The organism is Nonomuraea zeae (assembly GCF_005889725.1).
Taxonomy (GTDB): Bacteria; Actinomycetota; Actinomycetes; order Streptosporangiales; family Streptosporangiaceae; genus Nonomuraea; species Nonomuraea zeae.
Genome location: NZ_VCKX01000034.1, coordinates 52021 through 68596, shown reverse-complemented (window position 1 = coordinate 68596; position 16576 = coordinate 52021). Strand labels below are relative to the sequence as shown.

At 72.0% G+C, this 16576-nt stretch carries 16 protein-coding genes; 9 read left to right on the top strand and 7 right to left on the bottom strand.

All coding sequences use genetic code 11. The features are described from left to right. Positions 1–471 precede the first annotated feature (471 nt). Both ETD85_RS14100 and ETD85_RS14095 read left to right on the top strand, forming a co-directional pair. Entirely contained in the window at positions 472–1068 is a 597-nt protein-coding gene (locus ETD85_RS14100; RefSeq protein WP_138690134.1) for an LGFP repeat-containing protein, read from the top strand. Positions 1069–1095: 27 nt separating this feature from the next. Further along, complete coding sequence (locus ETD85_RS14095) at positions 1096–1527, top strand: DUF6294 family protein (protein WP_138690133.1); 432 nt, start codon at positions 1096–1098, stop codon at positions 1525–1527. Between the two features lie 14 nt (positions 1528–1541). Here ETD85_RS14095 and ETD85_RS14090 read toward each other — a convergent pair whose 3' ends face one another. Beyond that, the gene (locus tag ETD85_RS14090) at positions 1542–2369 is read right to left on the bottom strand and encodes a DUF6597 domain-containing transcriptional factor (protein WP_170246662.1); all 828 of its coding nucleotides are present in this window, start codon (positions 2367–2369) and stop codon (positions 1542–1544) included. On the opposite strand from ETD85_RS14090, the gene ETD85_RS14085 reads away from it, so the two are divergent. Then, complete coding sequence (locus ETD85_RS14085) at positions 2368–2910, top strand: TIGR03086 family metal-binding protein (RefSeq protein ID WP_170246661.1); 543 nt, start codon at positions 2368–2370, stop codon at positions 2908–2910. The genes ETD85_RS14090 and ETD85_RS14085 overlap by 2 nt on opposite strands. Positions 2911–2981: 71 nt before the next feature. On the opposite strand, the gene ETD85_RS14080 is transcribed toward ETD85_RS14085, so the two are convergent. Beyond that, positions 2982–3878 (bottom strand): LysR family transcriptional regulator, encoded by an 897-nt coding sequence (locus ETD85_RS14080; RefSeq protein ID WP_138690130.1) that lies wholly within the window; start codon positions 3876–3878, stop codon positions 2982–2984. 120 nt (positions 3879–3998) lie between these two features. On the opposite strand from ETD85_RS14080, the gene ETD85_RS14075 reads away from it, so the two are divergent. Both ETD85_RS14075 and ETD85_RS14070 read left to right on the top strand, forming a co-directional pair. Further along, positions 3999–4508 carry a nuclear transport factor 2 family protein gene (locus tag ETD85_RS14075; RefSeq protein WP_138690129.1) on the top strand — a complete coding sequence of 170 codons (510 nt, stop codon included), beginning with the start codon at positions 3999–4001 and terminating at the stop codon, positions 4506–4508. 98 nt (positions 4509–4606) lie between these two features. Further along, on the top strand, positions 4607–5932 hold the full coding sequence (locus ETD85_RS14070) for an FAD-binding oxidoreductase (protein ID WP_138690128.1): 1326 nt from the start codon (positions 4607–4609) through the stop codon (positions 5930–5932). Between the two features lie 75 nt (positions 5933–6007). On the opposite strand, the gene ETD85_RS63080 is transcribed toward ETD85_RS14070, so the two are convergent. Further along, on the bottom strand, positions 6008–6172 hold the full coding sequence (locus ETD85_RS63080; RefSeq protein WP_170246660.1) for a hypothetical protein: 165 nt from the start codon (positions 6170–6172) through the stop codon (positions 6008–6010). Positions 6173–6361: 189 nt separating this feature from the next. Here ETD85_RS63080 and ETD85_RS14065 point away from each other — a divergent pair, with 189 nt between their 5' ends. Continuing rightward, on the top strand, positions 6362–6556 hold the full coding sequence (locus tag ETD85_RS14065) for a hypothetical protein (RefSeq protein ID WP_206058302.1): 195 nt from the start codon (positions 6362–6364) through the stop codon (positions 6554–6556). After that, positions 6553–7179 (top strand): hypothetical protein, encoded by a 627-nt coding sequence (locus tag ETD85_RS14060; RefSeq protein WP_138690127.1) that lies wholly within the window; start codon positions 6553–6555, stop codon positions 7177–7179. The genes ETD85_RS14065 and ETD85_RS14060 overlap by 4 nt, the downstream gene beginning before the upstream one ends. 215 nt (positions 7180–7394) lie before the next feature. Here ETD85_RS14060 and ETD85_RS14055 read toward each other — a convergent pair whose 3' ends face one another. Continuing rightward, the gene (locus ETD85_RS14055; protein WP_138690126.1) at positions 7395–8534 is read right to left on the bottom strand and encodes an acyl-CoA dehydrogenase family protein; all 1140 of its coding nucleotides are present in this window, start codon (positions 8532–8534) and stop codon (positions 7395–7397) included. Between the two features lie 13 nt (positions 8535–8547). Next, positions 8548–11991, bottom strand: a complete 3444-nt coding sequence (locus ETD85_RS14050) for an indolepyruvate ferredoxin oxidoreductase family protein (protein WP_138690125.1) — start codon at positions 11989–11991, stop codon at positions 8548–8550. A gap of 155 nt (positions 11992–12146) precedes the next feature. On the opposite strand from ETD85_RS14050, the gene ETD85_RS14045 reads away from it, so the two are divergent. After that, a complete protein-coding gene (locus ETD85_RS14045; RefSeq protein ID WP_138690124.1) occupies positions 12147–12605 on the top strand; it encodes an Lrp/AsnC family transcriptional regulator in 459 nt (152 codons plus the stop codon). Between the two features lie 13 nt (positions 12606–12618). On the opposite strand, the gene ETD85_RS14040 is transcribed toward ETD85_RS14045, so the two are convergent. After that, entirely contained in the window at positions 12619–13956 is a 1338-nt protein-coding gene (locus ETD85_RS14040) for an FAD-binding oxidoreductase (RefSeq protein ID WP_206058301.1), read from the bottom strand. 105 nt (positions 13957–14061) lie between these two features. Here ETD85_RS14040 and fabV point away from each other — a divergent pair, with 105 nt between their 5' ends. Further along, positions 14062–15267, top strand: a complete 1206-nt coding sequence (gene fabV / locus ETD85_RS14035) for an enoyl-[acyl-carrier-protein] reductase FabV (RefSeq protein WP_138690123.1) — start codon at positions 14062–14064, stop codon at positions 15265–15267. Here fabV and ETD85_RS14030 read toward each other — a convergent pair. Next, positions 15204–16442 (bottom strand): DUF11 domain-containing protein, encoded by a 1239-nt coding sequence (locus tag ETD85_RS14030; RefSeq protein ID WP_170246659.1) that lies wholly within the window; start codon positions 16440–16442, stop codon positions 15204–15206. The genes fabV and ETD85_RS14030 overlap by 64 nt on opposite strands. Positions 16443–16576 lie beyond the last annotated feature (134 nt).

The window sequence follows — 16576 nt, the reverse complement described above, 5'->3', positions numbered from 1 at the left end:
CCCACCTCCCTGACCCTCTCCCCGCCTGTACCGGTCAGCTTGACGTGGAACTCCTCCCCCTGGCCGGCCACCACCAGCTCCCATCCCCCGCGGGCGTTGTGCCTGGCCTCGCGCACCACGAAAGCCCGGGTCGGCGAAGTAGACCACCGCGACCTCCGGCAGCTTCTCCACCGCCGCCGTCATCCCACGCCTCATCGCGACCCCCCTCCGCACCCCCCGGGCGAAAGCGGACGAGTGCCGCCCGGCGCGAGCGGCACGCTACGGGGCCGCGCTATGGATTCGGCATGAGCCGCCTGCGAGCCGCTTCCCCGCCACGCCGGTGCCTCCGGCGGATCGGTGCGGTGGCCGGCGGATGACCGCAAGCCGGCCTCAAGCCGCCGTCAAGCAGCGAAAGCCCAACTGAAAGCGACCTGCCGTACACAAGGAGTGCCCAACCTGGAAGCCTCGAAAGCCTCTGAAGGGACACCCCCCATGAGTTCTGCAGTGACCCGATCGCTCACCGGTCTCGCCGCCGCCGTGGCGACCGCCGCCGTCTGCCTGGCCGTACCGTCCGCCGCCTCCGCCGCCAGCGCGTGCGACCCCGCGCTCGTGGCGCCCGCGGGCAGCCTCATCGGCGGTCTGTGGCGCTCGAACGGGGGCGAGACCAGCGTGTACGGCTGCCCCGCCACCAAGGAGTTCGGCTACCCGGACAAGAGGGGCTCGTGGCAGCGCTTCGCCAACGGCAAGATCGTCTGGTCGCCGAACCTCGGTGACGGCACCCTGGTCCGCGCCTACCGGAAGGGCCAGAACGTCGTCTTCAAGTGGAGCGGCCTCGGCCGTGACTGGGACTACTTCAACGTCCGCTGGAGCAAGGACGGCGGCAGGGCCACCCAGGTCCAGGTGGGCCGGCTGACCCCGTGGAGCGGCCAGTACGTGATGGCCCCGTACGTCAAGGACGGCGTCGGCACCACCACCAACGGCCACGAGGTCAACACGTTCGCCTACATCGTCCAGGGCTGCGACCGGACCACCTTCGGCTCGGACTGCGGTCCGTGGAGCATCCCCACCTCCGTCAAGCTCGCCCACTGACCACCTGCCCCGCGAAAGGAACGTGTCATGAAGAAGCTCGGCAGAATCGCCGGCGTGGCCGCCGCGACGTGCACCCTCGCCGCCGCACTGGCGCTCCCGGCCTCGGCGGCCTCGGCGACCTCGGCGGGACAGAAGACGTTCATCTGGCGCGGCTACCAGTCGGCCGGCGCGTGCACGATCGAGCCCGGCGCGACGTGGACCCTGTACTCCGACGGCACCGCGCGCCTGGACGCCACGGTCTCCAGCCTCGACGATGACGACGCCTGGCTGATGTGGGCGCACCTGAAGGACAGCCGCGGCAGCCTGCTCGCCGACATCCAGGTGAACGGGGGCACCGGCACCAAGTTCGTCAAGAACCTGCCCAGCCACACGCAGACCCACCGGTGGATCGCACGGGGCCACTTCGACCCCGACCTGTTCGACCTGATCAAGCGTATGTCCCTGAGCAAGCACTGCTGAGCCCCAGCGTGGGGTCAGGCCCTGCTTCTGAGCCGGGCGTAGGCGGCGGGTGGCATGCCGACAGCGGCGGTGAAGTCGCGGGTCAGGTGGGCCTGGTCGGTGTAGCCGAGCTCGCCGGCCAGCGTGGCGAGGTCGAGTCCCTGGTAGACCCGATCCGCGGCCTCGTGCAACCGGAAGCGGCGGATCACCCACTTGGGGCCGATGCCGACATAGTCCCGGAACAGCCGCTGGAGCGAACGCACCGACCGCCCCGACCTGGCGGCCAGCTCGTCGACCCTGGTCACCGACACGTCGTTCTCCGCCATCGCCACCAGCGCCGCGACCTCTTCCGCGACCGGGTCCGGCTCCGGCCCCTGACCCAGCAGGAACGCCTCGACGAGCGCAATGGCGGCCCGGGCGTCGGGCTCGGCGAGGACCTGTTCGACCAGGGCCGCGCCCGCTGCGCCGTACATGTCGCTGATCTCGATGAAGCGGCCGGTCAGCTCGGACACCGGGCCGCCGAGGAGCGGCCGGAAGCCGCCGGGGCGGAAGCGCGTTCCGAGCACGCGGCCGCTGTCGCGCATCGTGTAGGAGAACCCGCCCCTGATCACTCCCGCGAGCCGGTGGAAGTCGCGGGTGATCGTCATGTTCACGGTGGGGTGGGAGACGATGCGCTGTTCGTACGGCTCGGCGAGGTCCGTCCAGGTGACGACCCAGAAGTGATCGACGTACGCCGAAATTTCAGGCGATGGCGCCTGGCGGAAGAAATCGAAGGCGCCGAGCCCCGCGTACGGATCCACCCAGCCGCGCTGTCGCGTTTCTACAAGCCCCGCCTCCGGCGGACGGGGCACGATGGCTGCCATGGAAGACATGATGCCGCTGATGACGCGCGCCACCGAACGGACCGCCCGGTTGGTGCGCACGGTACGGCAGGAGCAGCTCGGCCTCCCGACCCCGTGCGCGGAGTTCGACGTCGAGGGCCTGCTCACCCACCTGGAGTGGGTGGCGGAGCTGTTCGAGTCCCTGGCTCACCAGGGGCCGGGCGTCGAGCGCGGACGCTACGCCGGCGACTTCCCGGAGCGCGCGGAGCGCACGCTGGCCGCCTGGTCCCGGAGCGAGGCGTGGGAGGGGACCAGCCCCGCCATGGGGTTGCCGATGACCACGCTGGCCCACATGTACCTCGTCGACATGGTCGTACACGGCTGGGACCTGGCCAGGGCCACCGATCAGGAGTACGAGCCGGAGCCGGCAGCCGTCACGCGGGCGCTGCACTTCACCGGCCAGATGGTGGAGATGGGCCGGCAGCGCGGCGCGTTCGGACCGCCGGTGGCGGTGCCGGACGACGCCCCGCCGTTCGACCGCCTGCTCGGCCTCATCGGGCGAGACCCTGCCTGGAAGCCGTGACGCGGCCTGGAAACCGTGACCGGCTCCGGGGCGCCGGCATTCGCTGAACGCGGGTCCGGGGGCGCTCACAGTCACGATCGGCCGCTTACCAGGTCGTATGCGGCCTGGCTGTAGGCGCGGACGCGGGCGGTGGCCCCGTCCGCACGCCAGTGCAGGCCCCATCGCAGCGGCGGTGCGTCGCTGAAGGGGATGTAGGTGACGTCGGGGCGGGCGTAGTAGCGCCTGCTCTGCGCGCCGACGGGGAAGACACCGTGGCCGGCGCCGATGAGCGTGAGCATCTCGTTGAACGTCGCGGCCGCCGGGCCGCGCTCGATCGGCCGCCCGGCAGGTGTGGTGCGGGGTGTGCGGTCATCGCGCAGAGAGTCCGGCAGGGTGTCCGGCAACTGCAGCACCTTCACGCGGGCCAGGTCCTCCAGGGAAACCGACGTGCGGCGGGCGAAGGGATGCTGGGAGGGGACGGCGAGCATGCGTATCTCGCTCACCAGCACGGGCCCGGAGACGATGCCGGGCTGATCCACGGGGAAGGTGGCCAGCCCGATGTCGATCTCGCCGTCGCTCAGCCAGGGGAAGACCTCGGCTATCTGCGCCTCGCGTAGCTGAACGTCACAGCCGGGCTCACGCTCCCGGAACAGCTCGGTCGCGCCGACCAGCAGCTGCCCGGCCGCCGCGCCGACGAAGGCGACGCGTAGCGTGCCGCTGAAGCCACGCCCGGTGTCGATCGCCCGCTCGAACGCGGCGCCGATCCGGGACCAGGCGGGCCGGACCTCCTCATAGAGCTGCCGGCCCACCGGGGACAGCTCCACCCGGCGGCTGGTGCGATTGAACAGCGGCACCCCGACCCGGCGCTCCAGCTTGGCGATGGTCTGGCTGACCCGGGCGGTGGAGACGCGCAGACGTTCGGCGGTGCGGCCGAAATGCAGCTCCTCGGCCAGGGTGAGGAAGGCCTCCAGCTCGTGCCGTTCCAGCATGGCGCCTCTCACATCGTTAACCCAGACTTCACGATCCTTGCACAGACCCACATTGATACGACCCATGCCCCCGCCGAGAGTAGAGGAGCTCGAACACCCCACCTGACATGGGAGTACGCGATGTACGTCACCGAGGGACATGCCCTGTCCGCCCCGTCCGCCGACAGCGCAGCGGTCGTCCGAGAGCTGCGGGACCGCGCGGAGATCATGGACGCGCTGTACCGGTTCGGCCTGGGCCAGGATCTGCAGGACAAGGAGCTGTTCGCCTCCTCCTTCGCCGCGGACGCCGAGCTGGACTTCCGCCCGGCGGCCGCCAAGTGGGGAGGCAAGCCGCCGCTGATGACCGGGCGGGAAACGATCGTCACCGTCATCCTGGGCATGTTCACCGGCCGGGTGGACACCACCCACCAGGTCGCCAACGCGCGCATCGCCGTCGGCGGAGACACCGCTCGCCTCACCGCGCTGGTGGAGGCCCAGCACCTGCTCACCGCCGACCACAGCACCTTCGCCCTGCTGAAGAACCCTTACGACGTCGACCTGGTCCGGGACGGGGACCGCTGGGTCATCCGCCGCGTCCGCATCGACAACACCTGGTTCACCGGCGACCCCGCCCGCATCTTCGCCGGTTGACGTGCCCCGGCGCTGCCGGCCGAGTGCGTCGCAGCCCCACCTGTCCTGCCGCGCGGGCAACCCTCGAAATCACCGCCTGACCTCGCAAGGAGACCAAGATGACCAACCTGAACGAACTGCGGACCCTCGTACGAGGACGGGTCCTGCTGCCCGGGGACGACGGCTTCGACCAGGCCCGCCGGCCCTGGAACCTGGCCGTCGAGCAGAGCGTGCCCGCGGTGGTCGAGGCGGCTGACGCCGCCGACGTCGCAACCCTGGTCCGGTACGCCCGTCCCCGCGGCCTGAAGGTGTCGGCCCAGCCCAGCGGCCATGGCGCCACCGGTGACCTGGACGGCGCGATCCTGCTGCGCACCGGCCGGCTGGACCAGGTGTCCGTGGATGCCTCGGCCCGTACCGCGCGGGTCGGCGCGGGCGTGCGCTGGGGCCAGGTCCAGCGGGCCGCGGCCGGGCACGGCCTGACCGGGCTGCCCGGCAGCTCTCCCGAGGTGAGCGTGACCGGCTACACGCTGGGCGGCGGGCTCAGCTGGTTCTCCCGCGCCTACGGCTGGGCCGCCGACAGCGTCACCGCGTTCGAGGTCGTCCGCGCCGACGGAGAGCGGGCCCGGGTGACCACGGGCTCCGACCCCGACCTGTTCTGGGCCCTGCGCGGCGGAGGCGGCGACTTCGCCCTGGTCACCGCGCTGGAATTCGGCCTGCACCCCGCCCCCGCCCTCTACGGCGGGCGGCTGCTGTGGACCGCCGACCGGGCGGCCGAGGTCCTGGACGCCTACCGGCAGATCACCGACACAGCCCCCGACCGGCTCACCCTCTGGTTCGACCTGCTGAACTTCCCCGCAGCCCCACCCATGGTCGCCGTGGACGCCACCTATCTGGGCGCCCCGGCCGAGGGCCGCGCCTTCCTGCGTCCGCTGGAGCGCCTCGGCGGAGCGTTGTCCGACAGCCGCGCCGCCATGCCGCTCACCGACCTCGGCTCCATCACCGCCGAACCCACCACACCCGGCCACGGCCTGTCGCACGGCGACCTGCTGACCACGCTGGACGACGTCACGGCCAAGGCCCTCCTGGCCACACCGATCGACCCGCTGCTCAGCGTGCAGATCCGGCACCTCGGCGGCGCCTTGGCCCACCCCTCCGACAGCCCGCACGGACCCCTCACCGAGCCGTACGCCCTCTACCTGTTCGGAGTGCCGACGACCCCCGATGCCGCCTCGGCCATCCAGGTCAGGCAGCGGCAACTCCTCGACGACCTCGCACCCGCGATCAGCGGACGCAAGCCGTACACCTTTCTCAAGCCGGAGGAGCCGGCGGCCATGGCCTTCACCCCTGACGCCCTGGCCCGCCTGCGCGACATCAAGCGCCGCCACGACCCGGACGGCACGATCCGCAGCAACTTCCCCGTGACCACGCCGACGAGGGGACACTGATCGTTCAGCATCCACTCACGGAACAGCGAACCCCGCCCCGCGAAACCGGCAGGCGGGGCTTTCGCCGGTCAGGGCCTACTTGGCCAGGTGCCTGCTGATCACCAACCGCTGGATCTGGTTCGTGCCCTCACGGAACAGCGACGGAGCGGGGCCGACGATGAGCGGGAACGATGCTGTGCGCTTCGCGCCGAGGCCGCCCACCGTCCGCTTGGTCTTCAGAGCATCCGATCTCGATCGCATCAACCATGTCGTGGACAGAAACGTCAGGCATCTCATGGGGCTATACACCTCGGACACGTCAGCGATCTTGGACGCATTGGGGCAACAGCGCTGCGCGCAGGGGTCCTGCTTAGGCAACCTCAGTTGCCTCAATGTGTGCAACCTAGGTAGCCTACACTGATGATGAGGAAGCGGGATCTAGAGCGGCGGATGCGCAAGCTCGCGAAGGAGTATGGCGTATCCGTCCGTTCAACCGAAGGCGGCAACCACACGAAGTGGCATGCCGGTTCGGAGGCGATGCCTGTGCCTCGCCACTCGGAGGTCAATGAGCGCACGGCGAAAGGAATCCTGGAGGACTGGGAGAGCATCCTGGCTGAGGTTGCGAAGGAGCAGGAGGAGCAGTGAGCAAGCGCGACACTTACACCATCACCGCCAGTAGGAGTGATGACTGGTGGGCTTTGACCGTCTCCGGACCCGGCCTCAAGCGCAGCTACCACACCCAGGTGAAGCGCCTGGAGCAAGCCGAGGAGATGGCGCGTGACCTGGTGGTCACCATGCTGGATGTGGACGTCCTCGAGATGAACGCCGACTTCGACCTGACCGTGGCCGACGATGAAGTGGCCACAGAACTGGAGGCCACGCTGGTTACCCGCCTCGCGGCGACCCTGGTCAGACAGAAGGCTGCTGAAGCGACGCAAGCAACGGTCGCTGATCTGGCGCGACGAGGTTACGTTCACCGCGACATCGGTTACCTGCTGGGTATGTCACACCAGGCTGTCGGAAAGTTGCTGAACGAGGCGGAGAAGGGGACGGCCGCTTCTGCGGACGATGCCGGTACACGTTCCGGGGCGCTTCCCCCCAAGGAAATGCTCGATCAGCTTTGCATGACGAGCGACACGGAAGCCCTGTTCAAGTCTTACCTGCTCGAAGCGGCCGCAGGCGATCCGACGGACCGCAAGCTGAGCAGGCTAAGAGCACTGGGTGAGCAGTTGCGGCGTGGCAAACGGCGACGGCTGTCAGAGGCCTGATCGGCCACCCCGGCACCGGATTCACCCTCCGCGTCCACGCCCGCATGATGTCCGGCTCCTACGACCGCGCCCGCAGGGCCATCAAGGACCGGCTGTTCCGGCCACGGGAGGTCTCTCACGGAACAGGGACGGAACAGTGATCATCTAGAGCCGAGTCCCAACACAAAGAGCCCCGCCTCCCAGCACAGGGAAGCGGGGTTATTGCAGGTCAGGGGCTACTTGGCCAGGTGCCTGCTGATCACCAGCCGCTGGATCTGGTTCGTGCCCTCGAAGATTTGCATGATCTTGGCCTCGCGCATGTACCGCTCAACCCGAAACTCCCGCGTATACCCATACCCCCCGAACACCTGCACCGCATCAGTCGTGACCTTCATCGCGACATCGGTCGCCACCAGCTTGGCCACGCTCGCCTGCCTGCTGTACGGCAGCCCCGCGTCCCGTCGCCGGGCCGCGTCGAGGTAGGTCGCCCGCGCGCTGTCCACCCCCGCGGCCATGTCGGCGAGCAGGAACCCGAGGCCCTGGTGGTCGATGATCTTCTTGCCGAACGTCTGCCGCTCCTTCGCGTAGGCCACGGCCTCGTCGAGGGCCGCCTGGGCGAGGCCCGTGGCGCAGGCGGCGATGCCCAGCCGGCCGGAGTCGAGTGCGCTGAAGGCGATCTGGAGCCCCTGGCCCTCCTCCCCGAGCAGCCGGTCGGCTTCCAGGATCGCGCCGTCCCAGTGCGCGCTGGTCGTCGGTACGGCGTGCAGCCCCATCTTCTCCTCGGGCCGCCCGAACGACAGCCCGTCGGCGGCCCCCGGCGCGAGGAAGCAGGAGATGCCGCGCGAGCCCTCCCCCGTGCGGGCGAACAGGGCGTAGAAGTCGGCGATGCCGCCGTGCGTGATCCACGCCTTGTTGCCGGTGATCCGGTAGCCGTCCGCCACCCGCTCCGCCTTGCAGGTGAGCGCGCCCGCGTCGGACCCGGCCTGCGGCTCCGACAGGCTGTAGCCGCCGATCAGGCGTCCGCCCAGCATGTCGGGCAGCCACCGCGCCCGCTGCTCGGCGGTGCCGTAGGTGGCCACGGGGAAACAGGCGAGCGTGTGCACGCTGGTCGCCACCGCGACGGCGGCCCACCGCATCGCCAGCTCCTCGATCACCTGCAGATACACCTCGTACGGCTGCCCGCCGCCCCCGAGCTCCTCCGGGTACGGCAGCCCGAGCAGCCCCGCGGCCCCCAGCGTGGCGAACAGCCCGTCCGGGTACGTCTCGGCGCGCTCATGCTCATCCACGCGGCGCGCGAGCTCCTTGTCGGCGATCTCGCGGGTCAGCTCGATGAGGTCCTTGGCGTCCTGGTCGGGCAGCAGGCGGTCGACTGTCACGGTCACTCCTGGCTCAGGCGGGGTGTGCGGCGGGCTCGCCCAGCCGCGTCAGGGCGGTCCTGGCGCGCTCGCGGAACTCGGCGACCCGGGCGAGCTTGATGTCCTCGTACCCGCGGATCAGCTCGGGCAGGCCCGCGATCTCCTCGACGGCGTCTGCGGTCGCGGGGGTGAGCCGGGTCAGGGCGGCGCGCATCAGGTCACGGTACTCGGAGACGAGCTCGCGTTCGACGCGGCGTACCTTCGCGCGGCCGAACACGTCGAACGCCGTCCCGCGCAGCACCCTGGCCGCCCGCAGCCCGCGGAACAGGACGCCGGCCGAGCGGCGTACCTCGATCTTGCGCTTCATGCCCATGGCGCGCAGCACCGGCGGATGCAGCAGCACGGACACGACCGCGTCCGGGCCGAACTCGCGCTCCCTGCGCGCCTTCTCGGCCGGGTCGAGATGCAGGCGGGCGACCTCGTACTCGTCCTTGTAGGCCATGAGCTTGTGCAGGCCGCGGGCGTAGGCGAGGGCGATCGCGGCCCCTTCCGCCGCGCCCGCCCGCTCGGCCGCGACGGCGGCCACGTCGCGTACGTCCTCGGCGTACGTACGGGCGTAGGCCGCGTTCTGGTAGCCGGTCAGGTCGGCGACGCGGACGGCCACCACCTCGTCGAGCCCCTCGGGCTCGGGCTCCTCGGCGGGCAGTACGGCCTTGCGCACGAGCTCCGGGTCGGCCACGGCGGCGCGGCCCCAGCGGAAGGCGGCGAGGTTCTGCTCGACGGCGGCCCTGTTGAGGGTGATGGCCCGCTCGACGGACGCGGCCGAGACCGGCAGGCAGCCGTGCTGGTAGGCCGCGCCGAGCAGCAGCAGGTTGGCCGGCATGTGGTCGCCGAACAGCGCTTCGGCCAGCTCGTGTGCGTCCAGGCAGACGGTGTCCCTGGCGGCGGACTCGACGCGGGCCACCGCCTCGGCGTGCCCGGGCACGGCCACCCGGCCGGTCACCATGGCGGCGGTGGGGACGACGGAGGTGTTCAGCACGGCGACGGTGCGCTCGGGGGAGGCGGCGGCCAGGTTGGCGTCGGCCGCCGCCCCGAGCAGGTCGAACCCGATGAGCACATCGACGGTGCCCTGCGAGGCGCGGACGGAGCCGCTGACCGGCCGTGGCGAGATCCGCACGTCGCTGACCACCGGCCCGCCCTTCTGCGCGAGCCCGGTCTGCTCCAGCCCGGCCGCGTGCAGGCCGTCGAGGTGGGCGGCCATCTGCAGGATCTGCGAGACGGTGACGACGCCGGTGCCGCCGATGCCGGGCATCCTGACCAGCACCTCTCCCCCTGATCCGCCAGGCCGTGACACCGGCTCGGGCGACTCGGGTGGCTCGGACGACTCCAGCGATCCCAGGGCCTGCGCGGCGGCCCCACGTGCCGGTTTCCCGCCCGGCGCATAGACGCCCGTCGCCCGCTTCTCGCCCGGCTCCACCAGCAGGAACGACGGGCAGTCGCCCTTGAGGCAGCTCAGGTCCGAGTTGCAGGACGCCTGGTGGATACGGGTCTTGCGGCCGTACTCGGTCTCGACCGGCTGGACGGACAGGCACGTGGAGACGTCGCCGCAGTCGCCGCAGCCCTCGCAGACCCGCTCGTTGACCACGACCTTCCGCACCGGCGTCGGCAGCTTGCCGCGCTTGCGCAGCCGCCGCTCCTCCGCCGCGCACCGGTCGTCGTGGATCAGCACGGTCACCCCGTCGATCCCCGCCAGCTCCTTCTCGACCTCCGGGAGATCGTCGCGGTGCCGCACGGACGCGTTCGCCGCCAGCCGCACCCCCCGGTACGTCTCCGGCTCCGGCGTCGTGACCACCACCCGGCGCACGCCCTCGACGGCCAGCTCGCGGGTGAGCGCGGGCACGTCCAGCCGGCCCTCGGCGCGCTGGCCGCCGGTCATGGCGACGGCGTCGTTGTAGAGCAGCTTGTACGTCATCGTCACCCCGGCCGCCACCGCCGCCCTGATCGCCAGCGAGCCGGAGTGGTGGAAGGTGCCGTCGCCGAGGTTCTGGACGAAATGCCGGTCATCGGTGAACGGCGACAGCCCGATCCACTGCGCCCCCTCGCCGCCCATCTGGGTGAGGCCCACCTGGGTGCCGCGTCCGTGCCCGTCCAGCGCGATCATGGCGTGGCAGCCGATGCCGACGCCGACCAGGGTGCCGTCGGCCGTGCGGGTGGAGGTGTTGTGCGGGCAGCCCGAGCAGAAGTACGGGGTGCGCGCGGCCACCACCGGCAGCAGGCCGCGGCGGCGCGGGCGACGGGGCCGTTCGATGCCGAGGCAGGTGGCCACGGCCTTCGCCACGTCCTCGGCGGAGAGGGTGCCGCGGGCGGTCAGCAGCTCCCTGCCGACGACCGCCGGAGAGCGCTCGCCGCCGTAGAGCGCCTGCTTGAGCTGCCCCTCCAGGAACGGCACCTTGTCCTCGACCACCAGCACCCGGTCCAGGTCGGCGGTCATGGCGGCCAGCTCGTCGTACGCGATCGGGAACGGCATCGCGAGCCTGATCAGGCGTACCCCGTGCTCGGCCAGCGCCGGCTCGTCCAGGCCGAGGTCGGCGAGCGCGCGCAGCACCACCGCGTACGTGGTGCCCGAGGCCAGGATGCCCAGGGCGGTGTGGTCCCGGCCCGACATGATCCGGTTGAGGCCGTTCGCGCGGGCGTACGCGCGGGCCAGGTCGAGGCGGCGGGTGAGCAGGTCGTGCTCGGCGTCGAGCGCGGCGGGGCCGAGCAGGACGGGGGCCGCGCCGCCGGGCTCGCGCTCCGGGGCCGGGATCCCCGCGCTCAGCGGGCCCAGGTCCACGGTGGCGGAGGCGTCGGCGATGTCCGCGACGATCTTCAGGCCGACCCAGAGGCCGGTGGCGCGGGACATGGCGACCGCGTGCAGCCCGAACTCGATGATCTCCCCGACCGAGCCGGGCGCGAGCAGCGGCATCGACAGGCTCTGGCACATCGGCTCGCAGGAGCTGGGCAGGGTGGAGGACTTGCAGCCGGGGTCGTCGCCGATCCAGGCCACCGCGCCGCCGAGCGCGGCGGTGCCGGCGGTGTTCGCGTGCCTGATGGCGTCGGCGGCCCGGTCGAGGCCGGGGTTCTTGCCGTACCAGAAGCCGGTCACGCCGTCGTGGCGCCGGCCCGGCACCTGGCCGAGGAGCTGGGTCCCGGCGACGGAGGTGGCGGCGAGCTCCTCGTTCAGGCCCGGCCGGAACACCACGCCCGCCTGCTCCAGGAACCTCCCCGCGCGGCCCATCTCCAGGTCCACGCCGCCGAGCGGCGAGCCCTGGTACCCGGACACGAACACCCTCGTGTCGAGGCCGCGCTCCTGGTCGAGGCGGCGCTGTTCGAGCGTCAGGCGGACCAGTGCCTGGATGCCCGAGATGAGGACGCGGCCGCCGGCGGCCGTGTACTTGTCGTCGAGCGACACGGGGACGGGAGTCTCGCTCACGCTCACGCGGACCTCCTGGCTTCGTACGTGGGATCCCCAGCACAGCAATGCGGGTAGGTTGTGCGCAAGTATTAGATGCACTGTGCGGCGAAAGATGCAAACAATGTGAGGGCCAGGGCTTCGTAGCCGATGTTCTTTGCGCCTGAGAGAGGGGTTCTCACATGGCCGAGGTGGACGACATCGATCACCACGTGCTGCGGCTGCTGCGCGAGGACGGGCGCAGGACGTTCTCGGAGATGGCGGAGCTGGTCGGGCTGTCGGTCGCGGCCGTCAAGCGGCGGGTGGACCGGCTGCGGGAGCTCGGCGTGATCACCGGGTTCAGCGTGCAGATCGACTATTCCAAGCTCGGGTGGGGCATCGAGGCGTTCACCGAGCTGCGCTACCCGGGGACGACGCCGGTCGCGGAGATCGTCCGCACGGCTACGGAGGTGCCCGAGGTGCAGGCGGTGTTCACGATCGCCGGCGACCCCGACGCGCTGATCCACGTACGGGTGCGGGACCTGGGGCACCTCCAGCAGGTCATCGACCGGCTGCGCAGGGCGGGGAACGTGACGGGGACGAAGACGCTGCTGGTGCTGGGGTCGTGGACCCGGGACGGGATGTCACCCCACGCCCGGTGAACGCGCCTGCCCGTCAGGCCAGGGGCGGGATGTTGAAGTTGACCCGGAACAGGTTCCCCGGATCGTGGGCCGCCTTGATCCGCCTGAGCCGGTCGAAGTCGGCCGGCTCGTAGGCGGCGCGCACCCGGTCGGCGCCGGTGTCCTCGACGCCCATGAAGTTCAGCACCGCGCCGCCCGTGCTCCAGGGGCGGAGGCGGCCGAACAGCTCGTCCCTGCGCCGCCGGCTCTCCGGCGCGGCGTCCGTCCCGACGAACAGCGAGAACGCGGCGTCCCGGCCGCCGACGCAGTTGGGCGGCTCCGGTGCGCGGCCGTAGGCCCCTTCGAAGTGCCGCAGCTCGGCGATGAACGGCGGCTCCGCTCGCGGTCCCGCGAGCGAGACGAGCGCGTCCACGCCGTCCTCGTCCAGCGGCCGCAGCAGCACGTTGCGGTCGTAGGCGACGAACGGCTCGCCCGTGGGCTCGTGGTGGATGCTGCCGACCTCGGCGTACGGCATGTCCCGTACGGTGTCCAGCAGCCGCGGGCCGAGCTCGCGCAGCGGCCGCACCAGCTCGGCGCCGTCCTCGGGGGCGCCGCTGTAGGCGATCCGGACGTGGGCCACGAACCGGCCCCGCAGCTGCTCAGGGATGCCGGGCAGGTCGGGGTTGGCGGCCAGCAGCACCGAGGAGGCCAGCTCCTCCGGCGCCTGTCGCGTCCACTCGGCGTAGGCGCGCAGCACGCTCGGCGTGGCCTCGGCGGGGAAGTACAGGCCGCCGCCGTACAGGCGGCTGACCGGGAACAGGTCGATCTCCATGGCGGTGACCAGGCCGAAGTTGTCCTTGCCGCCGCGTACCGCCCAGAACAGGTCGGGGTGCCGCTCGGGCGTGACGTCGCGGACCTGGCCGTCCGCCGTGACGACCCGCAGCCGCCGCACGTGGTCGGCGGCGAAGCCGTAGCGGCGGCCGAGCAGGCCCGCGCCGCCGCCCACCAGGTAGCCGACGGCGCCCACGTTCGGGCTGGAGCCGTTGAGCGGGGCCAGCCCGTGGGGCGTGGTGTGCTCCAGCACCCGGCTCCAGCGGGCGCCGGCCTCGACCCAGGCGGTGCGGCGGGCCGGATCGACCCGGACGCCGGTCATGCGGCCGGTGTTGACCAGCACGGCGCCGTCGGCCGGCACCGAGGGGCCGTGCCCCGAGGCCAGCACGCCGACGGGGAGGTCACGCTCGGCCGCCAGCCGCACGGCGGCGGCCACGTCCTGCTCGGTGGTGGCGGCGAGCACGTGGGCGGGGCGGGACTCGGCGGCCCGGTTGATGCCGAGCCGCTCGTCGTCGTATCCGTCCTGCCCGGGACTGAGGATCCGGTCGGTGAGTATGGTCATGCACGTCACCGTAGGAAGTGAGGACCTGCCCGGTCTTGCAGGAATCGGACATCGGCCGGGCAGCCGCCACCGGCTCGCCCGCGAGCCCGACCAGATAGGAACACGATGACGGAACGGATCATCGCCCCCCGAGGACGCGGATTCCTCCTGTTCGACTCCCACCCCGGCGGATGCGCCAGGATCGTCCAGGACATGCGCGACCAGGTCGCCCCGGCGGCGGCCGGCGGGGCGGGCCCGACCGCCCTGATCATCGGTTCCAGCGCCGGCTACGGCCTGGCCGCCACCGTCGCCGGCCTGCGCGGGCACGGGATCCAGGGCGTCGGCCTGTGCTTCGAACGCCCGCCGACCGAGCGGCGCACGGCCACCGCGGGCTGGTACCGCACCATCGCCACCGCCGAGCTGGCGGCCGGCGGTTTCTCCTTCGTCAACGGCGACGCCTTCACGGAGGACACCAAGCAGCAGGTGCTCGACCTCCTCAGCGAGAGGTTCCCCGGCGGCGTCGACTACCTGATCTACAGCGTCGCCGCGCCGCGCCGGACCGACCCGGTCTCCGGCGAGACCCACCAGTCGGCGCTGAAGCCGGTCGGGGAGGGTTACGGCACCAAGACCCTCGACTTCAGTGGCGACGTCCCGGCGCTGAAGGACATCTGGATCGACCCGGCCACCGACGCCGAGCAGGCCGACACGATCAAGGTCATGGGCGGCGAGGACTGGGCCCTGTGGGTCGCCGCCCTGGCCGGCCGCCGCCTGCTCCGGCCCGGGTTCACCACGGTGGCGCTGTCCTACCTCGGCTCGCACCTCACCTCGCGGATCTACCGGCAGGGCACCATCGGCGCGGCCAAGGCCCACCTGGAGGACACGGCGCTCAAGCTGAACGGCGAGCTCCAGCCGGCCGGCGGCCGGGCGCTGACGTCGGTCAACGGCGCGGCGGTGACGCAGGCGTCCACCGCGATCCCGGGAATCGCCCTCTACACGAGCCTGCTGCGCGGCGTCCTCGGCGAGGCCATGCGGTCTCCCGTGGAACAGTCGGTGGACCTGTGGGACCAGCTCACCGGGGCGCAGGACCTCAGGCTGGACGAGGAGGGCCGCCTCCGGCTCGACGAGTGGGAGCTGAACGCGTCCGTCCAGGAGCAGGTGACCGAGCGGTGGCGGCGGGCCACCCCGGACAGCATCGGCGAGCTGGCCGACATCGGCTGGTTCAGTGGCGAGGTCCGCCGCCTGTACGGCTTCGACGTGGCCGGCGTGGACTACACCGCGCCGTGCGAGCCCGACCTCCCCTGGCCGCCGGCCCGTTCGCGGCGGGAGAAGTAGCGTACGAGCAGGCCGACCGCGAGGAGCACGGCGACGCCGAGCCCGAAGAGCCAGACCGAGACGCCGGTCATGGGGAGGGTGTCCCCGGCCTGGCCGGGGACCGCGCGCTCGTCATCGGGATCCGGCTCCGGGCCCCGGCCCGGCTCCTCGGGGGCCAGCCCCGGGCCCGGGCCGGCCTCCTCGCCCGGCGTCGGCTCCGGGCTCGCGGTGGGGCTCGCGGTGGCGGTCGCGGTCGCGGAGGGCGCCGGCGTGGGGAGCTCGGCAGGCGTGGGTTCCGGGGTGAAGGTGGACAGGTGCGCGGCCGGGCTGGGGGGCGCCGGGCTCGGTGACCGGGCGGGCTCCACGACGGTCGCCGCGCAGGAGCGGTTGTTCGCGGTGTTCTCCTCACGGCTCGCGGTGGCGACGGTGGCACAGTTCTCGATCACGCCGACGGCGTCGGGCGTGACGGTGAAGGCGAACTCCCTGCTCTCGTCGGGGGCGAGCGTGCCGAGGGGGCAGGTGAGGGTGAGCCCGCCGCCGGGGCACTCGGCCGGGCGGCCGGCGATGGTGGTCCGGCCGCCGCCGGTCTCGTCCTGGACGGTGACGTCCGCGGCCTGCGAGGGGCCGCGGTTGGTGACGGTCAGCGTGTAGGTGATGGTGGCGTCCGGGCGCACGACGGCGGGGGCGGTCTCGGTGATCTCGACGTCGGTCAGCGTACGGGTCTGGCTGGTGAGCTGCGTGGAGTCCGCCGGCACGCCCGAGGCCGAGACCCTCGCGCGGTTGCGCAGGTTCGTGCCGTCGGACAGGCCGGGGTCGGTCGTGACGGGGATCCGGTACGTCGCGCTGTCCCCCGGGCCGATCGTCAGGCCCGGCCCGCCGCAGGTGACGGTCTGGCCCGCGCTGGAGCAGTCGCCGGGGAGCCTGGTGACGGCGGTGCCGGGGTCGAGGACGTCGGTGATCGTCACGTTCTCGGCGTCCTGGTCGCCGGTGTTCAGGACGGTCACCGCGTACACGGACTCGGCACCGACGATCATGGGGTCGGGGGTGACGCTCGCGGTGATCTGCAGGCCGGCGCTGCGGGGCACGGGCGCGCCTGCGGGGACGCGGCGGAGCGGCTGCGCCGCCGAGGACCCGGCGGCCGGGGCGGCGCAGCCGCTCAGCGCGGCGAGCGCGATCATCGCCGCGATCCTGGGCATGCTCATCTCGTTCCCCCCGCGTGAACGCTCCGTGCCGGCTCGGCCCGATGCGATCTTCCTCGCACCCGGGCCGTGCGCACCGGCGATCAAACGGGACCCATGCACCGCCGTGGCGGACTCTTTGCCCCGGGCGC